Source organism: Marinomonas sp. 63XJN7_7_ISO-PGPR-S23-202, from assembly GCF_056173505.1.
Genome location: NZ_CM149677.1, coordinates 278983 through 304712, shown reverse-complemented (window position 1 = coordinate 304712; position 25730 = coordinate 278983). Strand labels below are relative to the sequence as shown.

28 protein-coding genes are annotated in these 25730 nt (G+C 45.4%); 16 read left to right on the top strand and 12 right to left on the bottom strand.

From position 1 onward, the window contains the following. Positions 1-355: 355 nt before the first annotated feature. Positions 356-892, top strand: a complete 537-nt coding sequence (locus tag AC0VYG_RS01400; RefSeq protein WP_475430571.1) for a DUF3750 domain-containing protein — start codon at positions 356-358, stop codon at positions 890-892. Between the two features lie 209 nt (positions 893-1101). After that, positions 1102-3006 carry an alpha-amylase family protein gene (locus tag AC0VYG_RS01395; protein WP_475430570.1) on the top strand — a complete coding sequence of 635 codons (1905 nt, stop codon included), beginning with the start codon at positions 1102-1104 and terminating at the stop codon, positions 3004-3006. Between the two features lie 126 nt (positions 3007-3132). Here the strand turns inward: AC0VYG_RS01395 and AC0VYG_RS01390 are convergent, their stop codons facing one another. Next, positions 3133-3393, bottom strand: coding sequence for a YheV family putative zinc ribbon protein (locus AC0VYG_RS01390; RefSeq protein ID WP_475430569.1), 261 nt, complete (start codon positions 3391-3393; stop codon positions 3133-3135). Between the two features lie 107 nt (positions 3394-3500). After that, the gene (gene prlC, locus AC0VYG_RS01385) at positions 3501-5531 is read right to left on the bottom strand and encodes an oligopeptidase A (RefSeq protein WP_475430568.1); all 2031 of its coding nucleotides are present in this window, start codon (positions 5529-5531) and stop codon (positions 3501-3503) included. 325 nt (positions 5532-5856) lie between these two features. On the opposite strand from prlC, the gene AC0VYG_RS01380 reads away from it, so the two are divergent. The 8 genes from AC0VYG_RS01380 to AC0VYG_RS01345 all read left to right on the top strand — a co-directional run bounded on the left by AC0VYG_RS01380 (position 5857) and on the right by AC0VYG_RS01345 (position 10357). After that, positions 5857-6417 carry a gamma carbonic anhydrase family protein gene (locus tag AC0VYG_RS01380; protein WP_475430567.1) on the top strand — a complete coding sequence of 187 codons (561 nt, stop codon included), beginning with the start codon at positions 5857-5859 and terminating at the stop codon, positions 6415-6417. Beyond that, entirely contained in the window at positions 6414-6878 is a 465-nt protein-coding gene (locus AC0VYG_RS01375) for a hypothetical protein (protein WP_475430566.1), read from the top strand. Before AC0VYG_RS01380 ends, AC0VYG_RS01375 begins: the two co-directional genes overlap by 4 nt. A 97-nt stretch (positions 6879-6975) precedes the next feature. After that, positions 6976-7608, top strand: coding sequence for an RNA polymerase factor sigma-70 (locus tag AC0VYG_RS01370; RefSeq protein WP_475430565.1), 633 nt, complete (start codon positions 6976-6978; stop codon positions 7606-7608). Further along, a complete protein-coding gene (locus AC0VYG_RS01365) occupies positions 7566-7787 on the top strand; it encodes an anti-sigma factor family protein (protein ID WP_475430564.1) in 222 nt (73 codons plus the stop codon). Before AC0VYG_RS01370 ends, AC0VYG_RS01365 begins: the two co-directional genes overlap by 43 nt. Positions 7788-7919: 132 nt before the next feature. Continuing rightward, positions 7920-8195: a BufA1 family periplasmic bufferin-type metallophore gene (locus tag AC0VYG_RS01360; RefSeq protein ID WP_199475483.1), complete on the top strand. Its 276-nt coding sequence runs from the start codon at positions 7920-7922 to the stop codon at positions 8193-8195. A gap of 21 nt (positions 8196-8216) precedes the next feature. Beyond that, positions 8217-9116: an MNIO family bufferin maturase gene (gene bufB, locus AC0VYG_RS01355; RefSeq protein ID WP_475430563.1), complete on the top strand. Its 900-nt coding sequence runs from the start codon at positions 8217-8219 to the stop codon at positions 9114-9116. After that, the gene (locus AC0VYG_RS01350; RefSeq protein WP_475430562.1) at positions 9100-9876 is read left to right on the top strand and encodes an HvfC/BufC family peptide modification chaperone; all 777 of its coding nucleotides are present in this window, start codon (positions 9100-9102) and stop codon (positions 9874-9876) included. Before bufB ends, AC0VYG_RS01350 begins: the two co-directional genes overlap by 17 nt. 10 nt (positions 9877-9886) lie before the next feature. After that, positions 9887-10357, top strand: a complete 471-nt coding sequence (locus AC0VYG_RS01345; protein WP_475430561.1) for a DoxX family protein — start codon at positions 9887-9889, stop codon at positions 10355-10357. A 105-nt stretch (positions 10358-10462) separates the two neighbouring features. Here AC0VYG_RS01345 and AC0VYG_RS01340 read toward each other — a convergent pair whose 3' ends face one another. From AC0VYG_RS01340 to AC0VYG_RS01295, 10 genes are all read right to left on the bottom strand, one after another. Further along, a complete protein-coding gene (locus AC0VYG_RS01340; protein WP_475430560.1) occupies positions 10463-11050 on the bottom strand; it encodes a biliverdin-producing heme oxygenase in 588 nt (195 codons plus the stop codon). Positions 11051-11112: 62 nt separating this feature from the next. Beyond that, on the bottom strand, positions 11113-11547 hold the full coding sequence (locus tag AC0VYG_RS01335; RefSeq protein WP_475430559.1) for a YbaN family protein: 435 nt from the start codon (positions 11545-11547) through the stop codon (positions 11113-11115). A 43-nt stretch (positions 11548-11590) separates the two neighbouring features. After that, on the bottom strand, positions 11591-12379 hold the full coding sequence (znuB, locus tag AC0VYG_RS01330) for a zinc ABC transporter permease subunit ZnuB (protein ID WP_475430558.1): 789 nt from the start codon (positions 12377-12379) through the stop codon (positions 11591-11593). 54 nt (positions 12380-12433) lie between these two features. Then, the gene (gene znuC / locus AC0VYG_RS01325; protein ID WP_475430557.1) at positions 12434-13228 is read right to left on the bottom strand and encodes a zinc ABC transporter ATP-binding protein ZnuC; all 795 of its coding nucleotides are present in this window, start codon (positions 13226-13228) and stop codon (positions 12434-12436) included. Next, complete coding sequence (locus AC0VYG_RS01320) at positions 13225-13749, bottom strand: Fur family transcriptional regulator (protein WP_475430556.1); 525 nt, start codon at positions 13747-13749, stop codon at positions 13225-13227. The genes znuC and AC0VYG_RS01320 overlap by 4 nt, the downstream gene beginning before the upstream one ends. Then, positions 13749-14711 (bottom strand): nickel/cobalt transporter, encoded by a 963-nt coding sequence (locus tag AC0VYG_RS01315; protein ID WP_475430555.1) that lies wholly within the window; start codon positions 14709-14711, stop codon positions 13749-13751. Before AC0VYG_RS01315 ends, AC0VYG_RS01320 begins: the two co-directional genes overlap by 1 nt. Positions 14712-14839: 128 nt before the next feature. Then, on the bottom strand, positions 14840-15445 hold the full coding sequence (locus AC0VYG_RS01310; RefSeq protein WP_067012984.1) for a MarC family protein: 606 nt from the start codon (positions 15443-15445) through the stop codon (positions 14840-14842). A 39-nt stretch (positions 15446-15484) separates the two neighbouring features. Beyond that, the gene (locus AC0VYG_RS01305; RefSeq protein WP_475430554.1) at positions 15485-16120 is read right to left on the bottom strand and encodes a LysE family translocator; all 636 of its coding nucleotides are present in this window, start codon (positions 16118-16120) and stop codon (positions 15485-15487) included. A 48-nt stretch (positions 16121-16168) separates the two neighbouring features. Further along, positions 16169-16756, bottom strand: coding sequence for a DUF1007 family protein (locus AC0VYG_RS01300; protein ID WP_475430553.1), 588 nt, complete (start codon positions 16754-16756; stop codon positions 16169-16171). A gap of 5 nt (positions 16757-16761) precedes the next feature. Next, entirely contained in the window at positions 16762-17718 is a 957-nt protein-coding gene (locus tag AC0VYG_RS01295; protein WP_475430552.1) for a homoserine kinase, read from the bottom strand. A 787-nt stretch (positions 17719-18505) separates the two neighbouring features. On the opposite strand from AC0VYG_RS01295, the gene AC0VYG_RS01290 reads away from it, so the two are divergent. The 6 genes from AC0VYG_RS01290 to AC0VYG_RS01265 all read left to right on the top strand — a co-directional run bounded on the left by AC0VYG_RS01290 (position 18506) and on the right by AC0VYG_RS01265 (position 25709). After that, positions 18506-19345, top strand: a complete 840-nt coding sequence (locus AC0VYG_RS01290; protein WP_475430551.1) for a GGDEF domain-containing protein — start codon at positions 18506-18508, stop codon at positions 19343-19345. A 152-nt stretch (positions 19346-19497) separates the two neighbouring features. Continuing rightward, the gene (gene polA / locus AC0VYG_RS01285; RefSeq protein ID WP_475432570.1) at positions 19498-22251 is read left to right on the top strand and encodes a DNA polymerase I; all 2754 of its coding nucleotides are present in this window, start codon (positions 19498-19500) and stop codon (positions 22249-22251) included. 68 nt (positions 22252-22319) lie between these two features. Further along, positions 22320-22778, top strand: coding sequence for a hypothetical protein (locus AC0VYG_RS01280; protein ID WP_067012232.1), 459 nt, complete (start codon positions 22320-22322; stop codon positions 22776-22778). A 774-nt stretch (positions 22779-23552) separates the two neighbouring features. Then, entirely contained in the window at positions 23553-25040 is a 1488-nt protein-coding gene (locus AC0VYG_RS01275; RefSeq protein WP_475430550.1) for a Fic family protein, read from the top strand. Then, a complete protein-coding gene (locus tag AC0VYG_RS01270) occupies positions 25037-25246 on the top strand; it encodes a DNA polymerase (protein ID WP_475430549.1) in 210 nt (69 codons plus the stop codon). Before AC0VYG_RS01275 ends, AC0VYG_RS01270 begins: the two co-directional genes overlap by 4 nt. A 220-nt stretch (positions 25247-25466) precedes the next feature. Beyond that, the gene (locus tag AC0VYG_RS01265) at positions 25467-25709 is read left to right on the top strand and encodes a hypothetical protein (protein ID WP_475430548.1); all 243 of its coding nucleotides are present in this window, start codon (positions 25467-25469) and stop codon (positions 25707-25709) included. Positions 25710-25730: the final 21 nt, after the last annotated feature.

Sequence of the window (25730 nt, the reverse complement as noted above, 5' to 3'; positions counted from 1 at the left end):
AAAGAACATCAAATAAATTTAAAAGATCGCCTGTTCATGTCATGTTTTAAATAATAGCACCTGTTAAAAAAAATAAAATAGCATTGCCGACACTATCTCTTTCTATTCATCTTTGAAGAAAAAAACGCACCTTTAATTTAATTAGACACATATTATGCACAAAAGAAGAATTGCTGATAAATTAACCGAGGCAGTACAAATAATATCTAGCCATTCCTTTAAAAATTCACACAATATGAACAAGATATTTATATTTTTTATATCTTATGTGTTATTAAAGAAATAACTCGAACGCAATATTTCATAAAAGATCTATAATCAGTCAATAGATACATCAAAAATAAATGGAGTCTGCATGAAAATATTGACCATCACGTTGTTCACTTTACTGATTAGTGCCTGCTCTAGTGATAATTGGCGCACCGCCAGCCGTGAGCCTGCCGGTCTTGCAGCCGACCCGAAGAAAAACAAGGCGGCAATAATAGAGTTTTACGCCGCCGATGCATTCAGCTGGCGGGGTTGGTTTGCGGTTCACACTTGGATCGCAGTAAAAGAAAAAAATGCTTTGGAATATACCGTCTATGAGGTCGTGGGATGGCGAGTAAAGCGAGGTCTACCTGCTTTAGAGACGTATCAAACCACCACCCCTGATCGTTATTGGTTTGGCGCCAAGCCTGAGAAGATCTTATCTATTCAAGGAGAAAAAGCCCAACGCCTAATCCCGAAAATAACCGCCGCCGTCAAACGCTATCCTTGGGCCAATGAATACGTCGTCTTCCCTGGTCCAAACAGTAATACCTTTCCCGCTTGGATAGGTTTACAGGTGCCTGAGCTTGAACTAGACATGCCATTTCGTGCCATTGGCAGTGGCTACGCCGATAAAGCAGAATAAATAGTCACCAGAGCCCTAAAAAAATTAAGTCAGTATTTAGAAAGCCCCCATATTGACCCTTCCTATCCCTTTAAGCTACGTTTTCTGTTTGGAAAACGTAGAGCGCTGTTTTTTCGTGGAAGCGAACCCTCTCTCGCCAAACCTTTTAATTTAATTCATACAAATCTATTCTCGCCATTGTTACGAGCACGTCTTTATAAGGCACTAATATGGACATCACGTTTGAAGCACAAAAAACACAGCAACGCTTGTTGGCCGAACTCGATTTCAGCCAACTCACACCACAAAAAAAAGCCATTTTTATTCAGCGTTTAACAAACGGCTTTCAAGCCCTGTTCAGCCAACTTTTTCCGCTCTACGGACAATGCTTTGACCTGCAATATCATCTAAAGGTATTACTGCAATCCGTTATTGATTTTCATAAAAGAAAGGGGCCTGCTCAAATCAAGGACAAATCCACACTCTGGTTCGAGTCCAATCAAAATGTTGGTATTGCTGTCTACGTGGATCTACTGGCGGATGACCTGGGTTCTCTGATTGAAAAGATCCCTTATTTTGAATCTTTGGGGGTGAATTATGTGCACCTCATGCCGCTTTATTTATCGCCAGAAGGAAACAGTGACGGCGGGTATGCCATTTCGGATTATCGCACGGTGTCCCCTCAGCTGGGCACGAACAAAGATTTAAAAGACCTAGCGTCAGCACTGCATAAAAAAGGCATTCGTATGGTGCTGGACTTTGTGTTTAATCACACATCAGACGAGCATCGCTGGGCACAAGCTGCAAAAGCAGGCGATCAAGAATACCAAGGCTACTACTATTTCATGGATGAGCAAGACGCCATGGAATACAACCAAACCGTCCGTGAAATATTTCCACAAATTCGTCGCGGTAGTTTTACCTATTTACCAGAATTAGATCGCCACGTTTGGACAACCTTTAACTCATTTCAATGGGATCTTAACTATTCCAATCCTGCCGTTTTTGTCGCGGTTGTAGAAGAAATGCTGCACTTGATTCTAAACGGCTGTGATGTGCTACGGCTTGATGCCTTAGCCTTTGTGTGGAAAGAAAAAGGCACCGTATGTGAGAATCTCCCCAAAGCACATAATCTGATTAAAGCCTTTAAAGCCTGTCTAGACATTGCGGCACCGCACGTCGTGTTTAAATCAGAAGCCATTGTCCACCCTGATGAAGTAAACAAATACATCGCTACCGACGAGTGTACGCTGTCTTACAACCCTCTTATGATGGCCTTGTTATGGGAAAGTTTAGCAACACGTCAAACGAATTTGTTATATCAATCCCTTGAACGCAGTTTTCAGATTCCAGAGCATACAACCTGGGTCAATTATCTTCGTTGCCATGACGACATTGGCTGGTTGTGGGACGACACCATTTCAGACCATCTTGGCATTGATGGCATCGGCCATCGTCATTTTTTAAATCAATTCTATACAGGACAATTTCCCGGCTCTTTTGCCGCAGGCGTGCCGTTTCAAGAAAACCCAGCCAATGGTGACTGCCGTGTATGCGGTACGTTGGCATCCTTAGCAGGCGTGGAAAACGCCATTGCGGCTGACGATCCACTGCTGCTTGATCACGCCATCAAACGCATTCGAGTACTCAATGGCATCAACTTTGCCATGCCAGGCATTCCCTTGTTATATCAAGGGGACGATCTTGGTGTGCTCAACAACAACGATTATCTGAACGACCCAACAAAAGTAGACGATAGCCGCTGGGTACATCGTAAAAAACTCACTAAGGCCGACTTCACTCTTGCTGAGGATATCAACACCCCACAGGGAAAAATCGCTCAATTGATTCGAGAGATGATTCAAATTCGTAAAGCCAATGGCATTTTTGCCGCAAAGACATTTGAACTGATTTCTCTGGGCAGTGAACACCTCTTCGCCTTCAAGCGACAAAGCGGTGATAATGTTCTGTTGGTCATCGCCAATATTAGCGAACACCCTATAGCAATTGCTCCCAAACTCGGTGAACTTATCGGCAACAAAAGCGCAATGAACTTGCTAGACAATGAACGGATTGATTTATCGTCTTTGAGCCAGATTGAACCATTGGGTTTGCTGTGGTTAACCAAGGCTTAGTTTCGTCTCGTCATTTAACATCGTGGTCAAAATCGTCACAAAAAAGCGGATCGACGTTACTTTATATGACGTTACTTTATATGACGTTACTTTATATATAGTCGATCCGCTTTTTTGTACTCTTGATTAATGCTTTGTCGAGTCAGGATTTGGTATAAAGTTAATCACCATTTCATCCGCTTGCGGGGCACTACTATGAGGCGTATTCACACGCGTCGGAATCTCTGTGGGCTGCGCCTGCACTGAGGTGGATTGCTCATCCGTGTAACCACAAGCAACACATTCACGATATTGCTTTTCCTCTTCGTCGTCACGCCATGCACGAATTTTATCCATTTCATTACAACGAGGGCATACCGCCCCTGCGATAAAGCGTTTTACTGTCATAACCCTAGCACCTTTAAAAAGTGACGCCTGCGAGCGACGCCATAAAAAAAACAGAGCCTTGCCTGACCATCGTCAAGTAAGGCTCTGCTTCCTTGCAGAACGAAAATTTATGCCGCGATGCCACTGTGTCTTAATAAGGCATCGGTACTTGGCTCACGACCACGGAATTCAGCAAATAACTCTGCCGCAGGACGAGAACCACCATTAGCCAATATGGTATCACGGAAGCGCGCCCCCGTATCTTGATTAAAGATGCCATCCTCTTCAAATTTCGAAAAGGCATCGGCCGATAAGACTTCTGCCCATTTATAGCTGTAGTAACCTGCAGCGTAACCACCAGCAAAAATATGCGAAAAACCATTTTGGAAGCGGTTAAATTCCGGCGGCGTCGTTACTGCCACTTTACGGCGGACATCGTCGATAACAGATTGAACAGAAATACCTTTTTGATATTCCCTATGCAAACGGAAGTCGAATAACGAGAACTCCAGCTGGCGCACCATCTGCATACCTGATTGAAAATTCTTCGCGGCCAACATTTTGTCTAACAAGTCTTGTGGCAATGGCTCACCCGTTTCGTAATGACCCGCAATATGAGCAAGAGCTTCGGGCTCGTAACACCAGTTTTCCATAAATTGACTGGGCAGCTCAACGGCGTCCCATACCACACCGTTAATACCAGAAACGGATGACACGTCCACTTGGGTCAACATATGATGCAAGCCATGGCCAAACTCATGGAACAATGTCGTAACCTCGTCATGAGTTAACAACGCAGGTTTATCGCCAATCGGTGGCGTAAAGTTACACACTAAATAGGCCACTGGTAACTGCAAACGATTATCACTCAAACGACGACGCGTACGGCAAGCATCCATCCAAGCGCCGCCGCGTTTTGCTTCGCGAGCATAAGGGTCTAAGTAAAAGCGGGCAATGTCTTCACCAGCTTTACTGATAGTAAATAATTGCAAGTCCTTGTTATAACTATCAAATTCTTTTTCTTCTCGAATATCGACGCCAAATAAGGTTTGTGCCACGTGAAACAATCCTGACAATACCTTATTTATTGGGAAGTAAGGACGCAGTACTTCTTGAGAAATACTATACTGGTGCTGACGCAATTTTTCTGCATAGTACATCATGTCCCAAGCGTTCAATTCTTCCACGCCATTTTCATCTTTGGCAAAGGCTTTTAATTGTGCAAGATCTTGTTCTGCCGAGCTTTTTGATTTTTGGGCTAGATCTTCTAAGAAGTCGATAACCTGTTGTCCACTGTCAGCCATCTTGGTTGCCACTGACAACTCAGCGTAGTTATCAAAACCAAGGATTTGTGCCATTTCATGACGCAACGCTAAAATTTCATCAATCAAAGGGGCGTTATCGAATTTAATGTCTCCTCCTTGGTCTGATGCTCGAGTCGCAAAAGCGCGATACATTTCTTCGCGCAACGGCGCGTTGTCTGCATAGCTCATCACAGGGATGTAAGAAGGGAAATCCAAAGTGAATAACCATCCGTCTTTTTCTTTGGCTTCGGCCATTTGCTTCGCTTGCGCTAATGCCGACTCTGGTAGCCCTGACAGCTCACTTTCATCCGTAATCAGTTTGCTCCACGCCTGCGTCGCATCTAAGACGTTTTCGCCAAACTGGCTGCTCAGCTCTGACAAACGTTGACTGATCTCGCCGTAACGTTTTTTGGCTTCGCCTTCGAGGGCGACACCCGATAATTCGAAATCCCGAATGGTTTGCTTGAGCGCTTCGCTCTGCGCTTGTGTTAACTCTTTTGCCGCATCACTTTCTGCTAAGCGTTTATAAGCTTGGTAAAGATCCTTGTTTTGCCCTAAATCCGTATAAAACTGAGTCAACTTAGGCAAGCAGGCATTATAAGCCTGACGTAACTCAGGCGTATTTTTCACGGAGTTTAAGTGGCTAATCGGAGACCAAAAATTATTTAAATCGTCGTGAAGCTGGTCTAATGGCAGCACTAAGCTTTGCCAAGTGGGCTGAGTGTTGTCTTTCACACACTCATCAATGGCTTTCTGGTTACGCTCTAGTAACTGCGTTAAATCTGCCTCGATATTCTCCACTTTCAAGTCGGAAAAGACGGGTAAACTGGTGGCATCCCATACAGATTGAGACATATCATGTTATCCTTTTATCACTAACGAAGAATCGTTTCAGTAGATTGGTTATTAAATAAGACCTTTGCCGAAGTCTCAAACCAAGACGGGGAAATAGGCCAAAAGCAGTGACAATGAGTTATAAGAGCATCTTGACTCTACTTCAACACGGTATTGATACCTTGGTCGTTACCTCTAGGTTTGCGTATGTAACAATAACCAGTCACAGTAACTAACATAAGGCTTGTGTGCTTTTTTTCAACATCTAAGAGGCTATCATTCTGATAGTCCCCGTTTACTGCACATAGAAGCACTGCACATAGAACCATTAAAATAGAGAGGCGATATGGTGATGAAATCTTTCCGTGGCCACACACCACAACTAGGGGACCGCGTTTGGGTCGACGAGAGCGCCGTTATCATTGGCGACGTGGAAATTGGCGAAGACAGCTCCGTTTGGCCTTTGGTCGCTATTCGAGGCGACATGCATCGTATTCGCATCGGCGCGAGAACCAGCATTCAAGACAACTCTTGTCTGCACATTACCCATGCCAGTTCCTATAAACCAGAAGGCCATCCTTTAACCATTGGCGACGATGTCACTGTAGGCCATATGTCGATGCTCCACGGTTGTGAAATCGGCAACAAGGTTTTAGTGGGAATGGGTACTACCATTTTGGATGGCGCGGTGATCGAAGAGGAAGTGATCATTGGTGCTGGCTCTTTGGTACCACCAGGCAAACGTTTGGCGTCTGGCTTTTTGTATATGGGTTCACCTGTCAAACAAGCCCGCCCATTAAGCGCGAAAGAAATCGAATACTTTCGATACGCTGGCCTTAACTATGTCAAACTCAAAGATGAGTACTTAGCCGAAGCCGCACAATTAACATCAGGTCATCAAGAATGAAACGCTCCAATTTCATCTGGCTAGGTTCTCTGTGTCTCGGTATTTTCATTATTTGGCAGATCAGCGCACATTATCGGTTTTATTCAGAAGAACCTCATTTATCCAAACCACAACAAGCGGCCCTTGATATTACCTTGCTGCCTGAGCCATATGCTTTACCTTCCTTAAAGGGCAAGCCTGGGGCAAATATTGGCAGCTGGTTTGGCTTGCTACTGCAACCGACTATTTGTGATGCTATCTGCCAAGGTGAATCCATGGCTTTCGAACAAAGTGGTCAGGTGGTTATTCGCCCTTTTTCTCCTTTGTATAAACAAATCGCCCTCATCACGGAAAAAGAAGGCTATCACGAAAGCCAAGGACTGCTCTTATTGGTGAACCCTAAAGGACAATTTGCTGGCAGCATTGCACCACCTTACAGTCAGAAAAAAATTAAAGAAGCCTTTAAAGCCCTTAATGAATAAGGGCTTTTTTTATTTTAATAAAAAATATTCCTAATGTGTGTAAGAAAAACTCTACTATTGACGTCTAAACTAGGATAAACGACAAGCAGAGGCTTACATGACAAACGCTAGCACCTCACCCGGCTCATCACCGTCTCCTAATATAGGCATTTTTTTTGACGCCGAGTTCACCCAAGAACTGCGTCAGCAAATGCTAAAATTTGCCCTTCTACAAGTACGCGACGAGCAACTTGCTGAAGACGCCGTACAGGAAGCGATGATTTCCGCCTATCAAAATATTGAGCGCTTTGAGCGCCAAGCGGCACTAAAAACCTGGGTCTTCTCCATCCTAAAAAACAAGGTGATCGACTTACTCCGCAAAGAAAAACGCCATACCGCCGCCAGCCAATTAGAAGAGGGCCCGAATATCAATGGCGAAGCGTTGATCGAGACACTATTTACGGAAAATGGCCATTGGCAGAAAAGTGAGCGACCACGAAAATGGGATGACCCGGACCATGGCGTGGAAAACGAACATTTCTGGCGCGTGTTTGATGCCTGCCTAAACGCTTTGCCAGAAAAATATGGTCGCTTGTTTATGATGCGCGAGTTTCTGGAAATGGAAACCAGCGAGATCTGCTACAACGAGGAACTGACCATCACTAACCTCAACGTCACTCTTTACCGCGCGCGTTTGCGTTTACGTGAATGCTTAGAAGACAACTGGTACGCAGCGGAGCCAACATCATGAATTGCAAACAAGCTACTCAACTTCTTTCTGAAAAACTTGACCGTCCAATGAACACCAAGGAAAAAGTATCCTTAGGCGTGCATACCACCATCTGTGTATCATGCCGACGCTTTTCTCATCAAGTAGAAGAATTACGAACTATTTCAAAGCGTTACGTTAAAGAATCAAAACACGAATAATTTTTTTAATATTTTTTTCTGTTTTTGTGTAAGAAATCCCTTCCTCACTTCGACAAAGGAATGTCATCACAAGGAAAGGCCATTCGCCCACCTTGTTTATACAATCCAATAACGAAAAAAGAGGATACACCCATGAAAAACACAAAAGCGACTCTAGCACTAGCCCTTGGTACTGCCGTTGCCCTATCTGCCGTTGCGATGCCAGCACAAGCGGCTAGCAAAGAAAAATGCTTTGGTGTTGCTATGGCAGGCCAAAATGATTGTAAAGCAGGCCCAGGCACGACCTGTGCGGGAACGTCAAAGGTGGACGATCAAGGCAATGCCTTCAAACTCGTTCCAGCTGGCACTTGCATGGACATGAAATCGTCTACCTCTCCCACTGGCCACGGCCAGTTAAAAGCCTTCTAAACAGACACCGGAGCTTTTTTCATGTCTTGTTTAGCAAACAAAGCCGAAGACGCGCTAAGCGCCTCTTCGGGCTTTTTATCCCGTACTGGTATCAGTCTAAAACCCATTTATTATCAGACTATCTTGACCGATTTTCCTGAGATAGGTTTCTTTGAGATTCACGCCGAAAACTATCTGAGTAAAGGGGGTCCGGCGCCACACTTCCTCGCGCAAATCCGCGAACATTACCCGATTACCGTACATGGTGTGGGATTATCCATTGGTGGAGAATCCCCTTTAGATGTAGAGCATTTAGAACGCGTCGCAACACTGGTTGAGATGATTCAACCAGAGGTGTTTTCCGAACACCTTGCGTGGTCGTCCCATGATTCGCATTATTTGAATGACTTACTTCCTGTGCCGTATGATCAAACAACACTGGATCGAGTTTGCCAGCACATCGATCAAGTTCAAGAGCGTTTACAGCGTCCTATACTGTTGGAGAATCCTTCCACCTACTTTGAATTCGCTCGTAGTGATATGAGTGAAGTCGAATTTTTGAGCACCATCGCTAACCGTACAGGCTGCGGCCTCTTACTTGATGTGAATAACGTAGAAGTGTCTTGTTTTAATCGTAGAGGAAATCCTTACGAGTATTTGGACGCTTTTCCGATGAACGCTGTGGGCCAAATTCACTTGGCAGGTCACACCATGGATGCGAATCAAGAGACTCCGCTGAAAATCGACAGTCACGATGACACAGTGAGCCAAAGTGTTTGGGTGCTTTACCAACACACCCTGCGACTGGCTGGCGATATTCCAACCTTGATTGAAAGGGACGGTAATCTGCCGCCCATTACCGAATTGATGAAAGAGGCTCAGTTTGCGGATGAACTTCGACAGGCGGTAATCCAGGAGAGGCATCATGAACTCGCACTTTAAATTCGCTCTTTTCTCCCAAGACGCACGCTTCTATAACGAGATCAAAGCAGGCTCTTTAGCAGAAAAAGAAACGCGCTTAAACGTCTATCGCAACAATGTCTTTGTCTCTTTGATTGAAACACTGAGCGACATTTTTCCGGTTACCCATTCTGTAGTGGGCGATGATTTCTTTCGTGCCATGGCACGGGCTTACATTGTTGAACATCCCCCAAGTTCGCCTATCTTGCACGAGTACGGGCAGAACTTTGCAGACTTTATTCGAGGTTTTGAAGCCGCTAACAGTCTGCCTTTTTTGGCCGACCTTGCGGCATTGGAGCACAATTTGCTCACACTGACTCACGAAAGCGAGCACGACACACTGACTCGAGAAGAGGTTGTCACGGTGTTTGCCAAGGTTGAAGATCCCAGTACGCTTTATCTGAATTTACCTTCCAGTACGCAACTATTCGCCTCTCCCTTTGCCATTGGCTCCTTGTATCAGGCCCATCAGAGCGATGGAAAATTACGCTTAGACGACGTGGATATTTATGAGAGTGAGTATTTACTTTTATGTAAATCGTTTCTTTATGCACAACTGCATGTTATCCGCTTTAGCGAAGCTTGTTTTTTAAAGAACCTCTTGCAGCACAAATCACTGGAAGAGGCTATTCCAGATGAAGCCGATTTTGACCTAGGCAACATGCTGGCCAAGTTGATCGAGTGGCAGCTAATTAGCCGCATTTCGAACCAACCACCAGCCATTCACCAACAAGAAGAATAAGGAAAACACTATGGTGCGTTTCATACTATCTAGAAGTGAGAGTCTGTTTCATCTGATTCCGGAGTCCGTGATTTTGTTCATAGCCCGCTTTGGTATCGCTGCGGTATTCTGGAAATCCGGTCAGACTAAAATCGAAGGATTCTCCTTAGACATTATCAGTGGACACATACATCTAGGCTGGCCACACCTGTCGGACACCGCGATTTATTTATTCGAGAACGATTACAAGCTGCCACTGCTCGCCCCTGTGGTTGCCGCTGTGATGGCGGCCTTGGCAGAGCATATTTTGTCGACCTTGATTTTATTCGGCTTATTTACGCGTTTAGCGGCATTTGGCTTGGCCTTTATGACTCTGGTGATTGAGATTTTCGTCTACCCAGACGCTTACCCAACCCATGCCACTTGGTTAGCTCTTACCCTACTGCTGATGCTAAAAGGAGCAGGTAAGCTCTCTGTGGATCATTGGATTAACAAAGCGTAATGCTTCGACATAGGAAGGGTAAACATGGAGATCGATTCTTGCGTTTGGTGATGAGCAAACCGACTGAGACACTGTAAAGTTTCCAGCCCCATTTGAGCGGACCTATTAGAAAATACGTCGTAATGTGGTTTTATAAAAATCAAAGGCGTCAACAGCGCCTTTTAACACACGATGGGATTGCTCATCAGTCAGTTCCAGAGCATCCAACTTCACGACAAATTGGCGCCAATGGAGGGCTCGACCTTCAATGGGCGACGCTAAGTGCCGTGCACCATGATCTTTATCATAGTAGAGTTTTTGCGTTTCTTTATACAAAAAAGCGGCGCCGATGTTCGACCCTTCGCTGCAATATAACCAACCAATGGCCTCGTATACATCATCCACTCTCGCCACCATACTGACATCAACCTGCGGAGTTAAGCCAAGATCCGCCAAATCCGCTTCGACTGCGGCCAAACGCGATAATGTACTAAGCCCTGGTAGCATGGCTTGCAATGGTTCATGCTGATACAAAGGGGCAACACTAAGATGAAAAAGATACTGCAGCGTTAGAAACTTCGCATAATTTTCTTGGCTGGCGAAGGGTTCAGAGGACATCACCATCTGGTCTACCCCATCGTGATCCTCTCGAGTAGACAGTTTTAAACATTTAGCGAGGGAGTGTTGATCTTTTTCATTCAAGGTAACGGCCATTTTTTGTCTCATTCAGTATTTAATGTCATTAATGGTAGAAACAATACGAAATAACCGCCAAGCTAAACAGTCGCCTTTTTTACGGATTCGGGACGAGACCATATCCATATATTGGCGCACAACATACACCCGATACACAACGCAATCAGTAAGGGATGCAAGGCACTTAGTAACAATAAAATAGCGCAGACCAGCATACTAATGGTGGCAGCGATTTTACTTTTTCTAGAGACGACGCGTCCATGATGCCAGTTATACAACAGAGGGCCCGTAAAACGGTTTTCATGCAAAAATCGATAAATACGCGGCGATGCTTTAGCAGAAGACCAAGCACACAACAAAATAAACTCAGTGGCAGGAATACCAGGCACCAAAATACCAACAAACGCCATAATCAAGCTCAAGACGGCGATGATCTGAAAAGCCAATCTTTTTGTACGCCCCATCTTTGGAGGCGTTACTGGTTCGACACAGACAGTGTCTTTTAGATCTTTCATTTTTTAACGCCATTGTTTATCGATGAAAAAAGTATACCACTCACTAACGCCGTCTAAACGGTAAACTATAAGTAATCAAAAACAACATGGCAGCACACACCACCACACTGGGTCCGGTTGGGGTATCCCAATGATAAGATGCCCACAAGCCACCACATACGGACAAACAACCAATAAAGCTAGCAATTACCGCCATTTGAATCGGCGTACCAGACACCTTGCGAGCGGTCGCAGCGGGAATGATCATCAAAGAGGTGATCAGCAACACCCCTACGATTTTCATCGCCACCGCAATGACCAGCGCCACCAGCAACATCAGAAGCAGCCGGATCGATTCCACTGGATAGCCTTCCACTTTTGCTAACTCTTCGTTCACCGTCATGGCTAATAATGGCTTCCAAAAAGCCACCAGTAAAGCAATAACGAGCAAACCACCACCATACACCCAATACAAATCGGTCTGACTAATCGCCAGCAAATCGCCAAATAAATACGCCATTAAATCGATGCGGATATTATCGAGAAAGCTCACCGCCACCAGACCAAGAGAAAGAGAAGAGTGGGCGAGAATCCCCAACAAGGTATCCGTGGCAATGATGTGTTTTTTTTGCAACGTTACCAAAACAGCAGCCAGACCCACACATAAAACGATAATAGCCAGGTTCAAATTAACATTCAGCAAAAAGCCCAGCGCCACCCCTAGCAAGGCCGAATGGGCAAGCGTATCTCCAAAATACGCCATACGTCGCCATACCACAAAGGAGCCTAATGGCCCTGCTACCGCCGCGACGCCCAGCCCCCCGACTAAGGCTCTGATTAAAAAATCCATCATATTACAGAATACTCCAAACTGGCACGTAGAAAACGACACATAGATATAAAGACATTAATGGTGGGAGCAATGGGCGTGATCCTGGTGATCACCCTCCTGCGAGGTATCGGCGTCGAGTACGTCGCCATGCTTATCATGAACATGGTCGTGTTGATGGGCATAAATGGCGATGGACTCTTCGGCTCCAGGAATGCCAAATAAAGCCTGATAAGCGGGGTGTCCAGTTACCTGTTGAGGCGTACCCGAGCAGCATACATGCTGATTAATGCACACCACTGTATCGGTTTTGGCCATGACTAAATGCAAATCGTGGGACACCATCAGTACAGCACAATGCAACTCATTGCGGATATTTTCTATCAAGTTATAAAGCGCCACCTGGCCATTCACGTCCACACCTTGTACTGGTTCATCTAATACCAATAAATTCGGACGACTTAATAAAGCACGCGCCAATAATACCCGCTGCGTTTCTCCGCCTGACAGCACATGTACTTGTGAATCCAGCAAATACTCAACGCCGACCTTTTCCAGTGTCGGTAAAATATCACGCTTATTAACGTTACGAACCAGCGCCAAAAAGTGCTTCACCGTCAGGGGGAGAGTGGGATCAATATGCAACTTCTGTGGCATATAGCCAATGCGTAATGCTTTATTACGTATCACTTTACCAGAGGTCGGCGCTTGCAACCCCAGCAAAGTACGAATCAAGGTACTTTTGCCACTGCCATTCGGGCCAATCAGGGTGACTATCTCCCCCTCGTCTATGGTCATATCAATATTGGACAATAAAATACGCTGATCAAACGTAATACCGATATTTTCGAACGAGACTAAACGGATACTCACGACTTATCCTTAGCGACTTTTTTGGCAGCTTCACCCGCACTTTTACAGGCGGCGCATAACCCCGTTAACTCAATGGTTTCCGCACGTAATTCAAAGCCTTGTTTTTTGGCTTTATCGATCAATGAGGCGTGAATATCTTGATAATCGAACTCCATGACATTGTGGCATTCGTCGCAAATCAAAAAATACCCTTTATGGGCTCTGTCCGCATGGGCACACCCCAAATAGGCATTCATAGACTCCACCTTGTGGATTAAACCTGCACCGAGTAAAAAGTCCAACGCACGGTAGACTGTCGGTGGAGCCGAATTAAATCCCTCTTCCGCCAATTTTGCCAATAACTGATACGCCCCTAGCGGGCGGTGACTTTCCCAGATCAATTCCAATGCCCGACGACGCACCTTGGTTAAACGTTGCCCTTGTTCCAGACACAATGCTTCCGCCGTCTGCAGCGCCGATTCAACACAATGGTCATGATCGTGATGCTCTTCATCCTTAGGATGATTGTGTTTTTCACTCATTAAAAAGGCCTTCCTGCATAGCTTGCGTACGTCCAAATCATGGAAATACTGATAATAATTAATGCAATTGCCGCAAAATACCCAAAGCTAACGGACAACCGCCTCTGCCAGACGCCTTGTGTACCTGTAATGGCAAAACTGCCGTCGCGTATCATAACACTAATGATCGCCAACCCTGCCACCGTGATGGCCGTTCCCAAAGACATCGCCGCTGTCGCCACCAACCCCCAGTGAAAAATGCCTGCACTCATGGAAAACACCAACACCAACACAGCACCAGTACACGGACGGATCCCCACGGCGCCTACCATGGCCCAAATGCTACGGCGATCCGCCTTTTGGTCATCCAACACAACCTGCTCAGCAGACTTGACTTCACCATGATGATGTTGACAAACCGGATCGCCACAACCTTTGTGCTCACCATCGTGATCATGGGAATGATCGTGTCCACAACTGGACTTACCCCGTAGTAAACGCACCAACATCCAGACACCAATCAAGCCCACAGCAGCAAAACTGGCGATCTCAAAAAACTGACTGATCTGCATGGCCTTTCCGACTAGGGAAAACATCTGCCCCAACACCACAATCAAGGCCACCGCCATCAAACCTTGTACGGCCGCACACAAGAAAGACAGACCAATAGCACGACGCAGTGGCGCTCGGCTGGCTAACATATAAGAAGAAATAACCGCTTTACCGTGACCTGGCCCCGCTGCATGGAAAATGCCATAAATAAAGCTACCGGAGACTAAAGACCATAGCAGCGCTGGACTATCGTTACGACTTAGCTTTTGCACCGCCATCACCAACTGACGATGTAAATCCACCTGCTCGTAGACTACCCAGTTAAGAAAGCGTGTATAACCAAAATCCCCCCAATCCCAAGCGGCATAGGCATCAATCGGTATCGACAGACATACACAAGACATCAATAAAAAAACGGCGCTCTTAGCCATCCACTTCTCACTTAAAAAACATTTCCGTTATATTATAACAAGAAGAACTCAACGTACTAACACGCCGTTTCAAAAAATTACCTTCAGTAGCAAACCGCTGGCTATTAGGGGAACAAAAACACTGACCGTTAAGCTGGATGTAAAAAGCCCATCACGCCACTCATTAAAATTTGCGACGCCATTGCGGCCAAAATCAAGCCCGTAATTTTAGACAAGACGTTTAATCCTGTTCGCCCCAGTATTTTTTCGATTAGCGAACCAGAATACAAAATCACCGCCAAAGATAAGAGGGCCAGCAGCAATCCCATGATCCCCATGACTAAATGCCAACCATGAAGTTCAGCGCCGTATACCAAAATAGTACCGATGGTCGCCGGACCAATGATAATCGGCACCGCCAAGGGCACCACGGATACATCGTCACGCTCTTCACTCGGCATACCTACCGCATGGTTGCGTGTACCATCTTTGACCAAGCTTAAGGCGGATAAAAACAGCAACACACCGGAACCAATCCGGAAAGCATCCAAGGTAATGCCCAGCACGTTAAACAATGCACCACCAAAAAATAGCAGCACCATAGCAATGACCAATGAAGCGATCAGCGCCTTGTTGGCCACCTGTCGTCGTGAGGCCGCAGATTCACCTCGCGTTAACGCGAGAAACATAGACAGCACAAAAAAGGGAGCAAACAGGAAAAAGAATTTAATCCAAGTCGTAATTAATAAGCTTATCAAGAGAGTTATCCAAGATCGGCATTGGTTAACAAGGGATCACCTTTGAATCAATGCGAGTTTCACACCAAAGCCCAACAGCAATACGCCCGTTAGACTATCCAAGACTTGCGCCACTTTTGGTCGCGCCAGCCATACGCGCGCTCGATGAACCATAAGCGCGAGAAACGTTTGCCACACCATCGCTATGATAAAGTGAAGGGAGGCCATAAAAAGCGATTGAACCAAGGCCGAATGGGCAGGATCAATAAATTGAGGCAAAAATGCCATGTAAAAAATAATCGGTTTCGGATTCAATACATTCGACAAAAGACCCTGGCGAAAACATCCCCCGCGCGTCAGAGCTCTAGGGGATTTTACCTCCTTAAACGTCATACCCTTTGGAGCCAACGCACTGCGGATGGCTTGCACCCCCAAATACACAAGGTAGGCGGCGCCAAGCAGCTTAAAGACGGTAAACAACTCAGCCGACCCCAGTAGAATGACCGACAACCCCAATGCAGACACCGTCGCATGGGCAAATAACCCCATGCAAATACCTAAGCTCGTCAAAAAGCCTAAACGCCAACCGCCGGATGACGCATTACGCATCACCAAAATGGTGTCCACACCTGGACTTAAGGTCAGCAGTGTAATCGCAGCGAGAAAAGGCAACCATTGGAAATGCTCTAACATAAATAAAAGCCCTTCAGAAAATGGACGATAGGATGATCATGCAAAATGTTACCGCAGTGGTCCGCAGGTTAAATCCACCCAGGTCTCAATGCCTCGCTCTTTGCCATCGTGACTAATGAGCGTACAACTTTCTGCCAACTTGCCAGAAAGACGCAACAAGCCTTCTTCCGATGGCACCATAGCAAAGTAGTAATCTGAATCACCAAAAGCCAGGCTCAAAGTGGACTGATAGAGATTCACAGGCGCCTTTAATGTCACTTTGAGATCTATCATAAGCTGCTTATTTTTAAAGCTAAAATGCGTAATCTCAACATCTTTTGGCCTAATGGCTTTTTGGTTTACTTTGAGCTGAATAAAATAGTCATTTTTTTTCAGGTTTTGCAGGCCTTTTAATAGCTCTTTGCGCTCTTCACCCGTTAACTTACCATCACCATTTGTATCGTAATTTTGCAGCAGACTAAGAGAGGTAAAGGCATCCATTGACCAGGTCGCATAAAACGTTTGGATCGCTGGGGTATTCACCATGATTTGATACTGTGAATCCACCCATATATGAGGATGAGCCAACGCCTGATTCGCGCCTAACAGCGTCCCCAAAAAAAGCACAACACCACGCAACACAGAAAAAGGAGACAAGACCATTACTCCATCAAAGCTGGTGCATAACGCACTCGCGCCTCTAAAATACGTTGAAATTCACGCGGATCGTGTTGCTGAGCCAAACGTTCAGGATCATGCTTCGCCTTATGCCAAGCCTCCAAACGAGATAACCAAAAGCGCAACGCGGCGATGCGTAGCATATAAGGCCAAGACGCAATCTCTTCAGCACTTGGCTCTCGCTCATGTATGTAAGCGTTCACTAATGAGCGATATTTTTCCATATCAAGCTCGCCTGTGGCCATGTCTGAGCACCAATCATTCACCACAATGGCAAAATCGTACATGGACCAAGAATAGCAGGCATTATAAAAATCAATAATCGCAGATAACTGCCCATTCTCAAATAACGTGTTGTTATAAAAAAGATCCCCATGAATGGTCGTCTTCGGTAAATCATCATGCTGAGCAATAAACACGTCAAACTCGGCCACTTGCGACATCAACAGTGTGGCTTGTTCAGGCTCTAGCTCAGGCTCAATGGCTTTGCTCGTTTCACGCCACCATTCCATGCCTCGATGACTTTCACGGTGCTCGGCAAAGTCTTCCCCTGCCACATGCAGCTTCGCCAATGCCGCCCCCATCAAACGGCACGAATCCACGTCTGTTGCTTTCAATTCACTACCCGGGAAACAATCAACAATGATAGTGGGACGCCCCTTCACTACGCGCAAACGCTCCCCATGAATATCAATCAACGCCGCAGGTACGTTAAAGCCCTTATGCTTTAAATGCGCCACCACATTCAAAAAATACGGAACCTCGTCAAATTCGAACTCTTCAAACAAAGTCACCACATACTTTCCTGTGGTGGTTGTGAGAAAATAATTGGTGTTTTCTACACCACCAGCAATCCCCTTAAAGGAAACCAGTTCACCTAAATAATAATCAGCCACAAGGCCGCGCATGTCAGAATCCGAGAGGGAAGTGTAAACAGCCAAGTTTCTACCTATAAATCGTTAATAAAGAAATCGAATAACATAATAAAGAGGCCTTTTCATCACGTTAGAGCCATGCTCGCCCCGATTGATAAGTCACTCAAATCCATTGCTCATCCGTTTTTACAAATCCTGTTACAGAGCAAAGACCTCAACACGCCTATGCTCCACAATAAGCATCAAAAGGTCAATTTGTTCTATGTAATTCTACCGTCTGACTAAAAAAATTTTCTTAATTTAAGCAATTTGCCGATTTGGCATCTAAACTTACCTTTCAAGTTTGTACTTAAGCTGACAAGAACAGCCAGACCCAAGCTACATAGCAATTCCAATAGAACCTTCTTATACTTAAAGAGGTCACTTTATGAACAAAATCAAGAAGACGGTCTAAAAAAAGACGCCATAAAAAGGAAAAGAATAAAAGCTGACACTCACTAGATAGCGTTAGGTTAAAACAGGAAGAAAAAGTGTCGATTGATCGAATCAAGCCATATAAACACAATAAACACGGGCTTTTTCATCCTATTTAATAAGACATACTCGGAGTCACCCCTTGAGACTAAAAGCTGAAGAAAGCAAACTAGCCATCGCTGCTTTATATAGGGTTCTTGGAGCCTCCCTTGTTTGCTGTCTATTCTATAACATTTTCTTTTTTTATTTTCCTTCTAAATACCTATTCGACATCATCGCTCCGCGGATTATCATGTTCTGCTGCCTAGCGCTATTGATCTATTTCTATGTTAACCCTCAGGCCCACTTCAAGAATACAGTTAGAGCCTTCCTTGCCCTAGTGATAGTGTCCTTTGTTCCACCAAGTCTTTACTTTATTGTCATGGCATGGCAAGGCAAATGGCTGTTAATAGAGAGGCTTCCCCCCACATCCGGCATTACCTTATCTTTATTAATTTTAGGGTTAATGATGCTACCAAGAAGGCAAAAAAAATACGTCGTACTCTCATGGTCAGTGATCGCCATCCCGACGTTTCATTATCTTATTTATCATCCTGCTGAACTGCATACAGAACGGGGCTATGAACTCGTTTCATTATTCGGCCCAGCCTGTTTAATACTGTATGTTATCTACCCTTATCAAAGTGGCATCCGTCATCATATGGATGAAATGACCTTTAGTCTTCGGCGCTCGGAAGCAGAAGCCGATCGTGATTTTTTAACCGATGTGTACAATCGTCGCGGATTAAAACATTGGCTGGACCAACTCACAGCAAGTGACCAAATCTGTGTGATTCTGATCGATGTGGATCATTTTAAAAGCATCAATGACCGCTACGGGCACACGACTGGCGACAAAGTTCTCATCGAAGTCGCGTCCAGAATGCGCTCCATCTATTTTGAAAAACACGCCATTGCCCGTTGGGGGGGAGAAGAGTTTACCGTCATATTAGCGAATCCAAAGAAGCAGTCTGCCGCCAATATTGGCTCCATGTTTCAGATCGCCATGAGCAACCTGCCCTATAAAACGGTCGGAAAATTAACCGTTAGTGTAGGTCAGTCTGAAATTCAGTCCTGTGAACACTTTATCGATTTAATTGAACAAGCCGACAAAGCCCTCTACTACGCCAAAAATAACGGACGGAATCAGGCCATTATTTACAATAACACGCTCTCTTAGATTGTGTCTCACCCAAGACACGGCCTAGCTAAAGCACTTAATTCCAGTTTAGACTGTAAAAATCATCTCAACCGCTTAGAATAGGCCTCATATTTGCCGATTCATAAAGAGGTTCTATTTTGGCTACGGATTCTAAAACACACACACCACCTATGGTTTTGGTAGACGGTTCATCCTACCTTTATCGAGCATTCCACGCGATTCCACCGATGCATACCAGCGATGGTCATCCGACCAACGCCACCCGCGGTGTAATCAGCATGATCCGCAGCCTTATCAAAACCTACCCTGATTCCCCCATGGTGATCATTTTCGATGCCAAGGGCAAAACCTTCCGCGACGAGATCTACAGCGACTACAAAGCACACCGTCCGCCCATGCCCGACGACCTTCGTCCACAAATTGAGCCCATTCACCGTATGGTGGAAGCCATGGGGTTGCCGCTCGTCATTATTGATGGCGTCGAAGCCGACGACGTTATCGGCACCATTGCCAAGCAAGTGGGCGAGCAAGGCCGTGAGGTCGTTGTTTCCACGGGCGATAAAGACATGGCCCAACTGGTCACCGAAAAAGTCACCCTAGTGAACACCATGAACAATACCGTCATGGACATCCAAGGCGTCAAAGACAAATTCGGCATTCCACCTGAACTGATAATCGATTACCTCGCTCTGATGGGCGACAAAGTCGATAATATCCCTGGCGTGCCAGGGGTTGGAGAAAAAACCGCCCTTGCCTTGTTACAAGGGTTAGGTAGCATCAAAGACATCTACAACCGCTTAGACGAGATTGCCGCTTTGGGCTTCCGTGGTTCCAAAACCATGGCGAAAAAGATGGAAGACAACAAAGAAATGGCAGAACTGTCTTACACTCTGGCAACCATCAAATGCGACGTGGACCTGCCCTTCGACCCGCAAGACCTGAAAAATGGCGAAGCCGACAAAGAAAAACTGCGCGAGTGGTATACCAAGCTGGAATTCAAAACCTGGCTATCTGATCTGGACAAAGCGCCGAGCGTCGAAACCGCCAGCGATACGGTTGGTAATATTTCTTCTGAACAAAAAGACGGCCAAGTGGACACACCCGTTAAGTCCGACCTCGAAGCCAACTACACCACGGTATTGGATAAAGAGACCTTTGCCGTTTGGCTAAAGAAAATTCAAGCCGCCGAACTGGTTGCCTTCGACACCGAAACCACCTCGCTGAACTACATGGCCGCCGAACTGGTGGGCTTGTCTTTCTCAGTAGAAGTAGGCGAAGCAGCTTATGTACCCGTCGCCCACGACTACGAAGGCGCCCCCGAACAACTGGACCGCGATTGGGTACTAGAGCAGCTAAAACCTTGGCTCGAAGACGACAGCCAAGCCAAAGTGGGTCAACACCTAAAATACGACGCCAACGTGCTCAATAACTATGGCATTACTTTGCGCGGCATCGCTTACGACACCATGTTGGAATCCTACGTCTACAATTCCGTGAGTTCCCGTCATGACATGGACACCTTGGCCAGCAAGTTCCTCGGTCACACCAACGTGAGCTTTGAAGACATTGCCGGCAAAGGTGCGAAACAAAAAACCTTCAATCAAATCGAACTCGACGTGGCCGCGTTTTATGCCGCTGAAGACGCCGACATCACTTTGCGTTTGCATCAAGCCATTTGGCCAAAAATCGAAACCACACCCGAATTGGTCAGCATTTTTAAAGACATCGAATGCCCATTGATTCCCGTCTTGGCGAAAATGGAACAAACTGGCGCCTTGATCGACCCAGAGCTTTTACACATCCAAAGTGGTGAAATCGCCGGCAAACTGCAAGAGATTGAGATCAAAGCCCACGAAGAAGCGGGCGAAAGCTTTAACCTTAGCTCACCGAAACAGCTACAAGTGATCCTGTTCGAAAAACAAGGCTTGCCCGTTATCAAGAAAACCCCCAAAGGCCAGCCATCCACGGCGGAGCCGATCTTGCAAGAACTGGCGCAAGAGTACGAATTGCCGCGTTTGATCATGGAACACCGCAGTCTGTCTAAGTTGAAATCCACCTATACCGATAAATTGCCAGAGATGATCCAGAAAACGGGCCGCATTCATACCTCTTACCACCAAGCCGTCACCGCGACAGGCCGTTTGTCATCGACCGATCCGAACTTGCAGAACATCCCCATTCGAACTACCGAAGGCCGTCGCATTCGCCAAGCCTTTATCGCTCCACAAGGTTACAAACTGGTCGCCGCCGATTACTCGCAAATCGAATTACGCATCATGGCTCACTTGTCCCAAGATAAAGGGCTATTAGATGCCTTCGCCAAAGACGCCGACGTGCACAAAGCCACCGCAGCGGAAGTTTTCGACGTTAGCTTAGAAGAAGTCACCACTGAACAACGTCGTCGCGCCAAAGCCATCAACTTCGGCTTGATCTACGGCATGTCCGCCTTTGGTCTAGCGAAACAACTGGGTATTGGTCGCCCAGAAGCGGGAAAATACATCAAACGCTACTTCGAACGTTACCCAGGCGTACAGCAATACATGGAAAACACCCGCGAAGGCGCGAAAGAAAAAGGCTTTGTCGAAACCATCTACGGCCGCCGTTTGTACCTGCCAGACATCAAAGCGAAAAACGCCATGATGCGCCAAGCCGCCGAACGCACCGCCATCAACGCCCCAATGCAAGGCTCCGCCGCCGACATCATCAAACGCGCCATGATCAAGATGCACGACTGGCTCGCCGACACCGACCTAGACGTGAAAATGATCATGCAAGTACACGATGAATTGATCTTTGAAGTGGCCGAAAAAGACCTCGATGCCGCACAAAAGAAAATCGTCGACATCATGCAAAACAGCAGCCAGATAGACGTGCCGCTACTGGTTGAAGCGGGGGTTGGTAATAACTGGGACGAGGCGCATTAAGGCTCTAAAATAACAAATGAATACGAGCAAGGCTCAAGGAAGAGCCTGCTTTAAACTTAAGGGATTAAATGGAAACCACCATTCTACATAGCGACCTTTCAGTCGAATGGATGTCGCACAAACGCAGTAAAAACGCCTTTGTTACGACAACGAACGGCTCACTTTCATTTGGTACCTTTCCTAAAAATAACGCTCACTGGCCAGAACTAGAGATTAGATTGAAAGTCGGCTTTGCAGGCTTTGGAAGAACAAGATCAGGGGCATTTGGTGTTAGACATATCTATGAAAAACATAGTAAAGAAATTGGCATTACCTGCCCAAGTCAAGTATCGGGTTATATACAATCCATCATAACTGACGGAGCAACCGTCATTGTTGACACGGTGAAAGACGAAAACGCCGCGCTGGTTATAGAGTCCAAGACTGGGCTGGTCATTTTAAGACTATCCAAAGACAAAACCTATTACGACATTATCAGCGCCTACGATAGAAAATCCCACCCAGGGACAGTCATCGCAATGATATAGAACAGACATAAAAAAAGAGCATGACAAATGCTCTTTTTTGAAATGAAAAATGATAGTTCGTGGCAGCCCTTTAGCTCTTTGGGGTCAGGGTGACTAAACAATGTTTAGTCTAACCATCAACAACGATGTCACTGGCGAATCATTGGTAGCGTGAGAACATATGGACAATCCAGTAATGAGTCATATGTTAAGCCCTTCTACATGATTAATTTTAGTACTGGCACCAACGTATTGCAACCGACAACAAACAGTCAATGATAAAAAACCTTCAGACAGGATGTAAAATAACCAAGATAGTCTGCTCGAAAGCTTTTTTTACCCACAGCTCCTAGCGGCTACAGACTTTTTTGAGTACAAAAAAACTCCTAAGCAAATCCGCTACATCAAGTAGCCTCATTGAAAGGAGCCGTGTTGCGTTCAATTATCTACCAATGCGTGCAGATGCGCAATTGAGACAAAAGAAAAGCCCAATTAGAAAAATAAAGCCCCCTAAGCAGATCCATCACAAGCAATGTACTGAAAGGGGCCAGATGACAAGTCATCCTGAAGATAAACCATATAGTAACGCTTACTTACACACTACCTGTAATTTTTTTCTGGAAGAAATGGCAATTTGTAACAAAAATCTTAGCTCCGTAAACATTTTCTTAGACTAAATTGCAGTTTAGGCATATCCAACACCAAGGAACAATGCCTAGAATGTAACTATTATCTTAGCGAATGAAGCAGATATAACTAAAATCTTAGTTTTGTAAAAATTTTTTGGTGCTGAATATGACAAATACATCCGTAGGCTACGCATACTTACTGGAGCGCGCAGATATCACCGCACTGCCGTTGCAAGTATCTGCCCGTGTTATGCCAGTAACTAAGGTACAGCTAATTGACAATACATTAGCGACGCCTGCTTCATTAAAGCCTTCTGATAAGATACTCGATCACATTCTGTTTGCACTGAAATACGAAGACCTTAATTTACAAATACTTTCCCAAGCACTGCTCAAAGTTAGCTCAGAGGAACTCTTAGAATGTTATGAATCCGCTCCTATGGGGAGATATATCCGTATTGCCTGCCTACTTTGGGAACACTTTCATCAGCAACTGCTACCACGCATCACCGATCTGACACGCGGTAACTATATATCCTTGCTAGATCCAGAACGGTTCATAACCGCAAATAATCAAACCAATAAACGCTGGCGTGTCCATATCAATTTGATCGGCTCATTAGATTACAGCATTACCGTCAAACGTACTGACCGATTAGAAAAGGCTTTAGCACTCAATACTCTACAAAAGGCCAAAGAGTTCACAGATGGGCTAGATGACGCCATGCTTAATCGCGCTTTATCTTGGGTGTATCTCAGTGAAACCAAAGATTCCTTTGCCATTGAGAAAGAACAACCCGATACCAATAAAATCCAGCGTTACACCAATCTAATGAGGCAAGCACACATTCCCCGTGCAATTGATGAAGATTATTTAAAAGAATTACAAAAGGCCACGATCAATAATCCCTACGAATGGGCTGTCTCGTATCGCAATGAGCAAAACTACTTAAGTAATGGCCCGGGCGCAATCGGTGTCACTTACGTCCCCCCCTCACCCAATTTGTGCCGCGAACTCATGCAAGAATGGGAGCATCTTATCAACCAATTACCAGATCAAGTAGATCCTATTGTGCTTGGCGCAGTCATCTCATTTGGTTTTGTGTTTCTACATCCTTTTATGGATGGGAATGGACGCTTATCACGCTTTATGTTTCATCACGTACTATGCCGCAGTGGCCAGCTCACGAATGGCCTATTACTGCCTGTCTCAGCTGTTTTGCATAACAAAGAGCGAGAGTATCTTGCGGCATTAAGCGCCTACTCCTCCGAAACCAGAACCTTCTGGCAAGTAGACTACCTAGACACAGAAAACTATGCTTTTAAGTTCAAAGGTCATGAATCTATCTATCGCCATTGGGATGGCACCGCCTGTTCCGAACTCATGGCAGAAGCTTGTGACGAAGCCATGGAACATTATATAAAACAGGAAGTCGCCTACCTAAACCAATACGACGCCCTAAAACGCCATATCAATAAACAGTTCGATATTAATGACAAAACACTTTCAAAATTGGTAGTCTTCTGTTTAGAGCAAAACGGTAAGATATCTAAAAGGCGTAGAGATCAGTTTCAGTATGAAGTGCCCACCGACGCCTTTGATGCTTTAGAAGAAGCTTACTCAAAAACAACCTATCTAGATAATACGCCATGATCAACATGCACGACTGGCTCGCCGACACCGACCTAGACGTGAAAATGATCATGCAAGTACACGATGAACTCATCTTCGAAGTAGCTGAAAAAGACCTAGACGTCGCCAAAGAGAAAATCGTCGACATCATGCAAAACAGCAGCAAAATCGACGTGCCATTGTTGGTTGAAGCAGGAGTTGGTAATAACTGGGACGAGGCGCATTAAGTGCCTCTCTTTAAAAAGTGTTAGACCCCTTAAACAAAGACTTCTTTTTATAAAAATTGATTTGTCCATGGCTCTGATTTTTAACGCCAAATACTCAAGGAAAGAGATGACAATAAATATAAAGAAGATTCTGTTTCTGTTCGTGCTATGTCTAGTAATAACGTCGTGCGCTTTTGTCCCGGAAGTCGATAAAAAGCAGAGTTATGCAAGCCAATGTGATATGACAACACGTCATCTAACGTTGACTACGGTGGCTTTGAGTAACCCAAATTGTGATGGAGGAAGCGGAGAAGTCTGCTTAGCGGCATTTGGTGTGGTTGTCCCTGCAGTGAGCTTGGTCGTTTCCGGTAGTATAGTAGTGATTGGTAACACGATTAATTGGATGGAATATCAAGGTACTTGTAAGAGCGGCTACGTTTCCAAGTATTTGAAAAATTTTAAGAAAAACCTACATAATGAATAAGGGAATATGATGAATCAACAC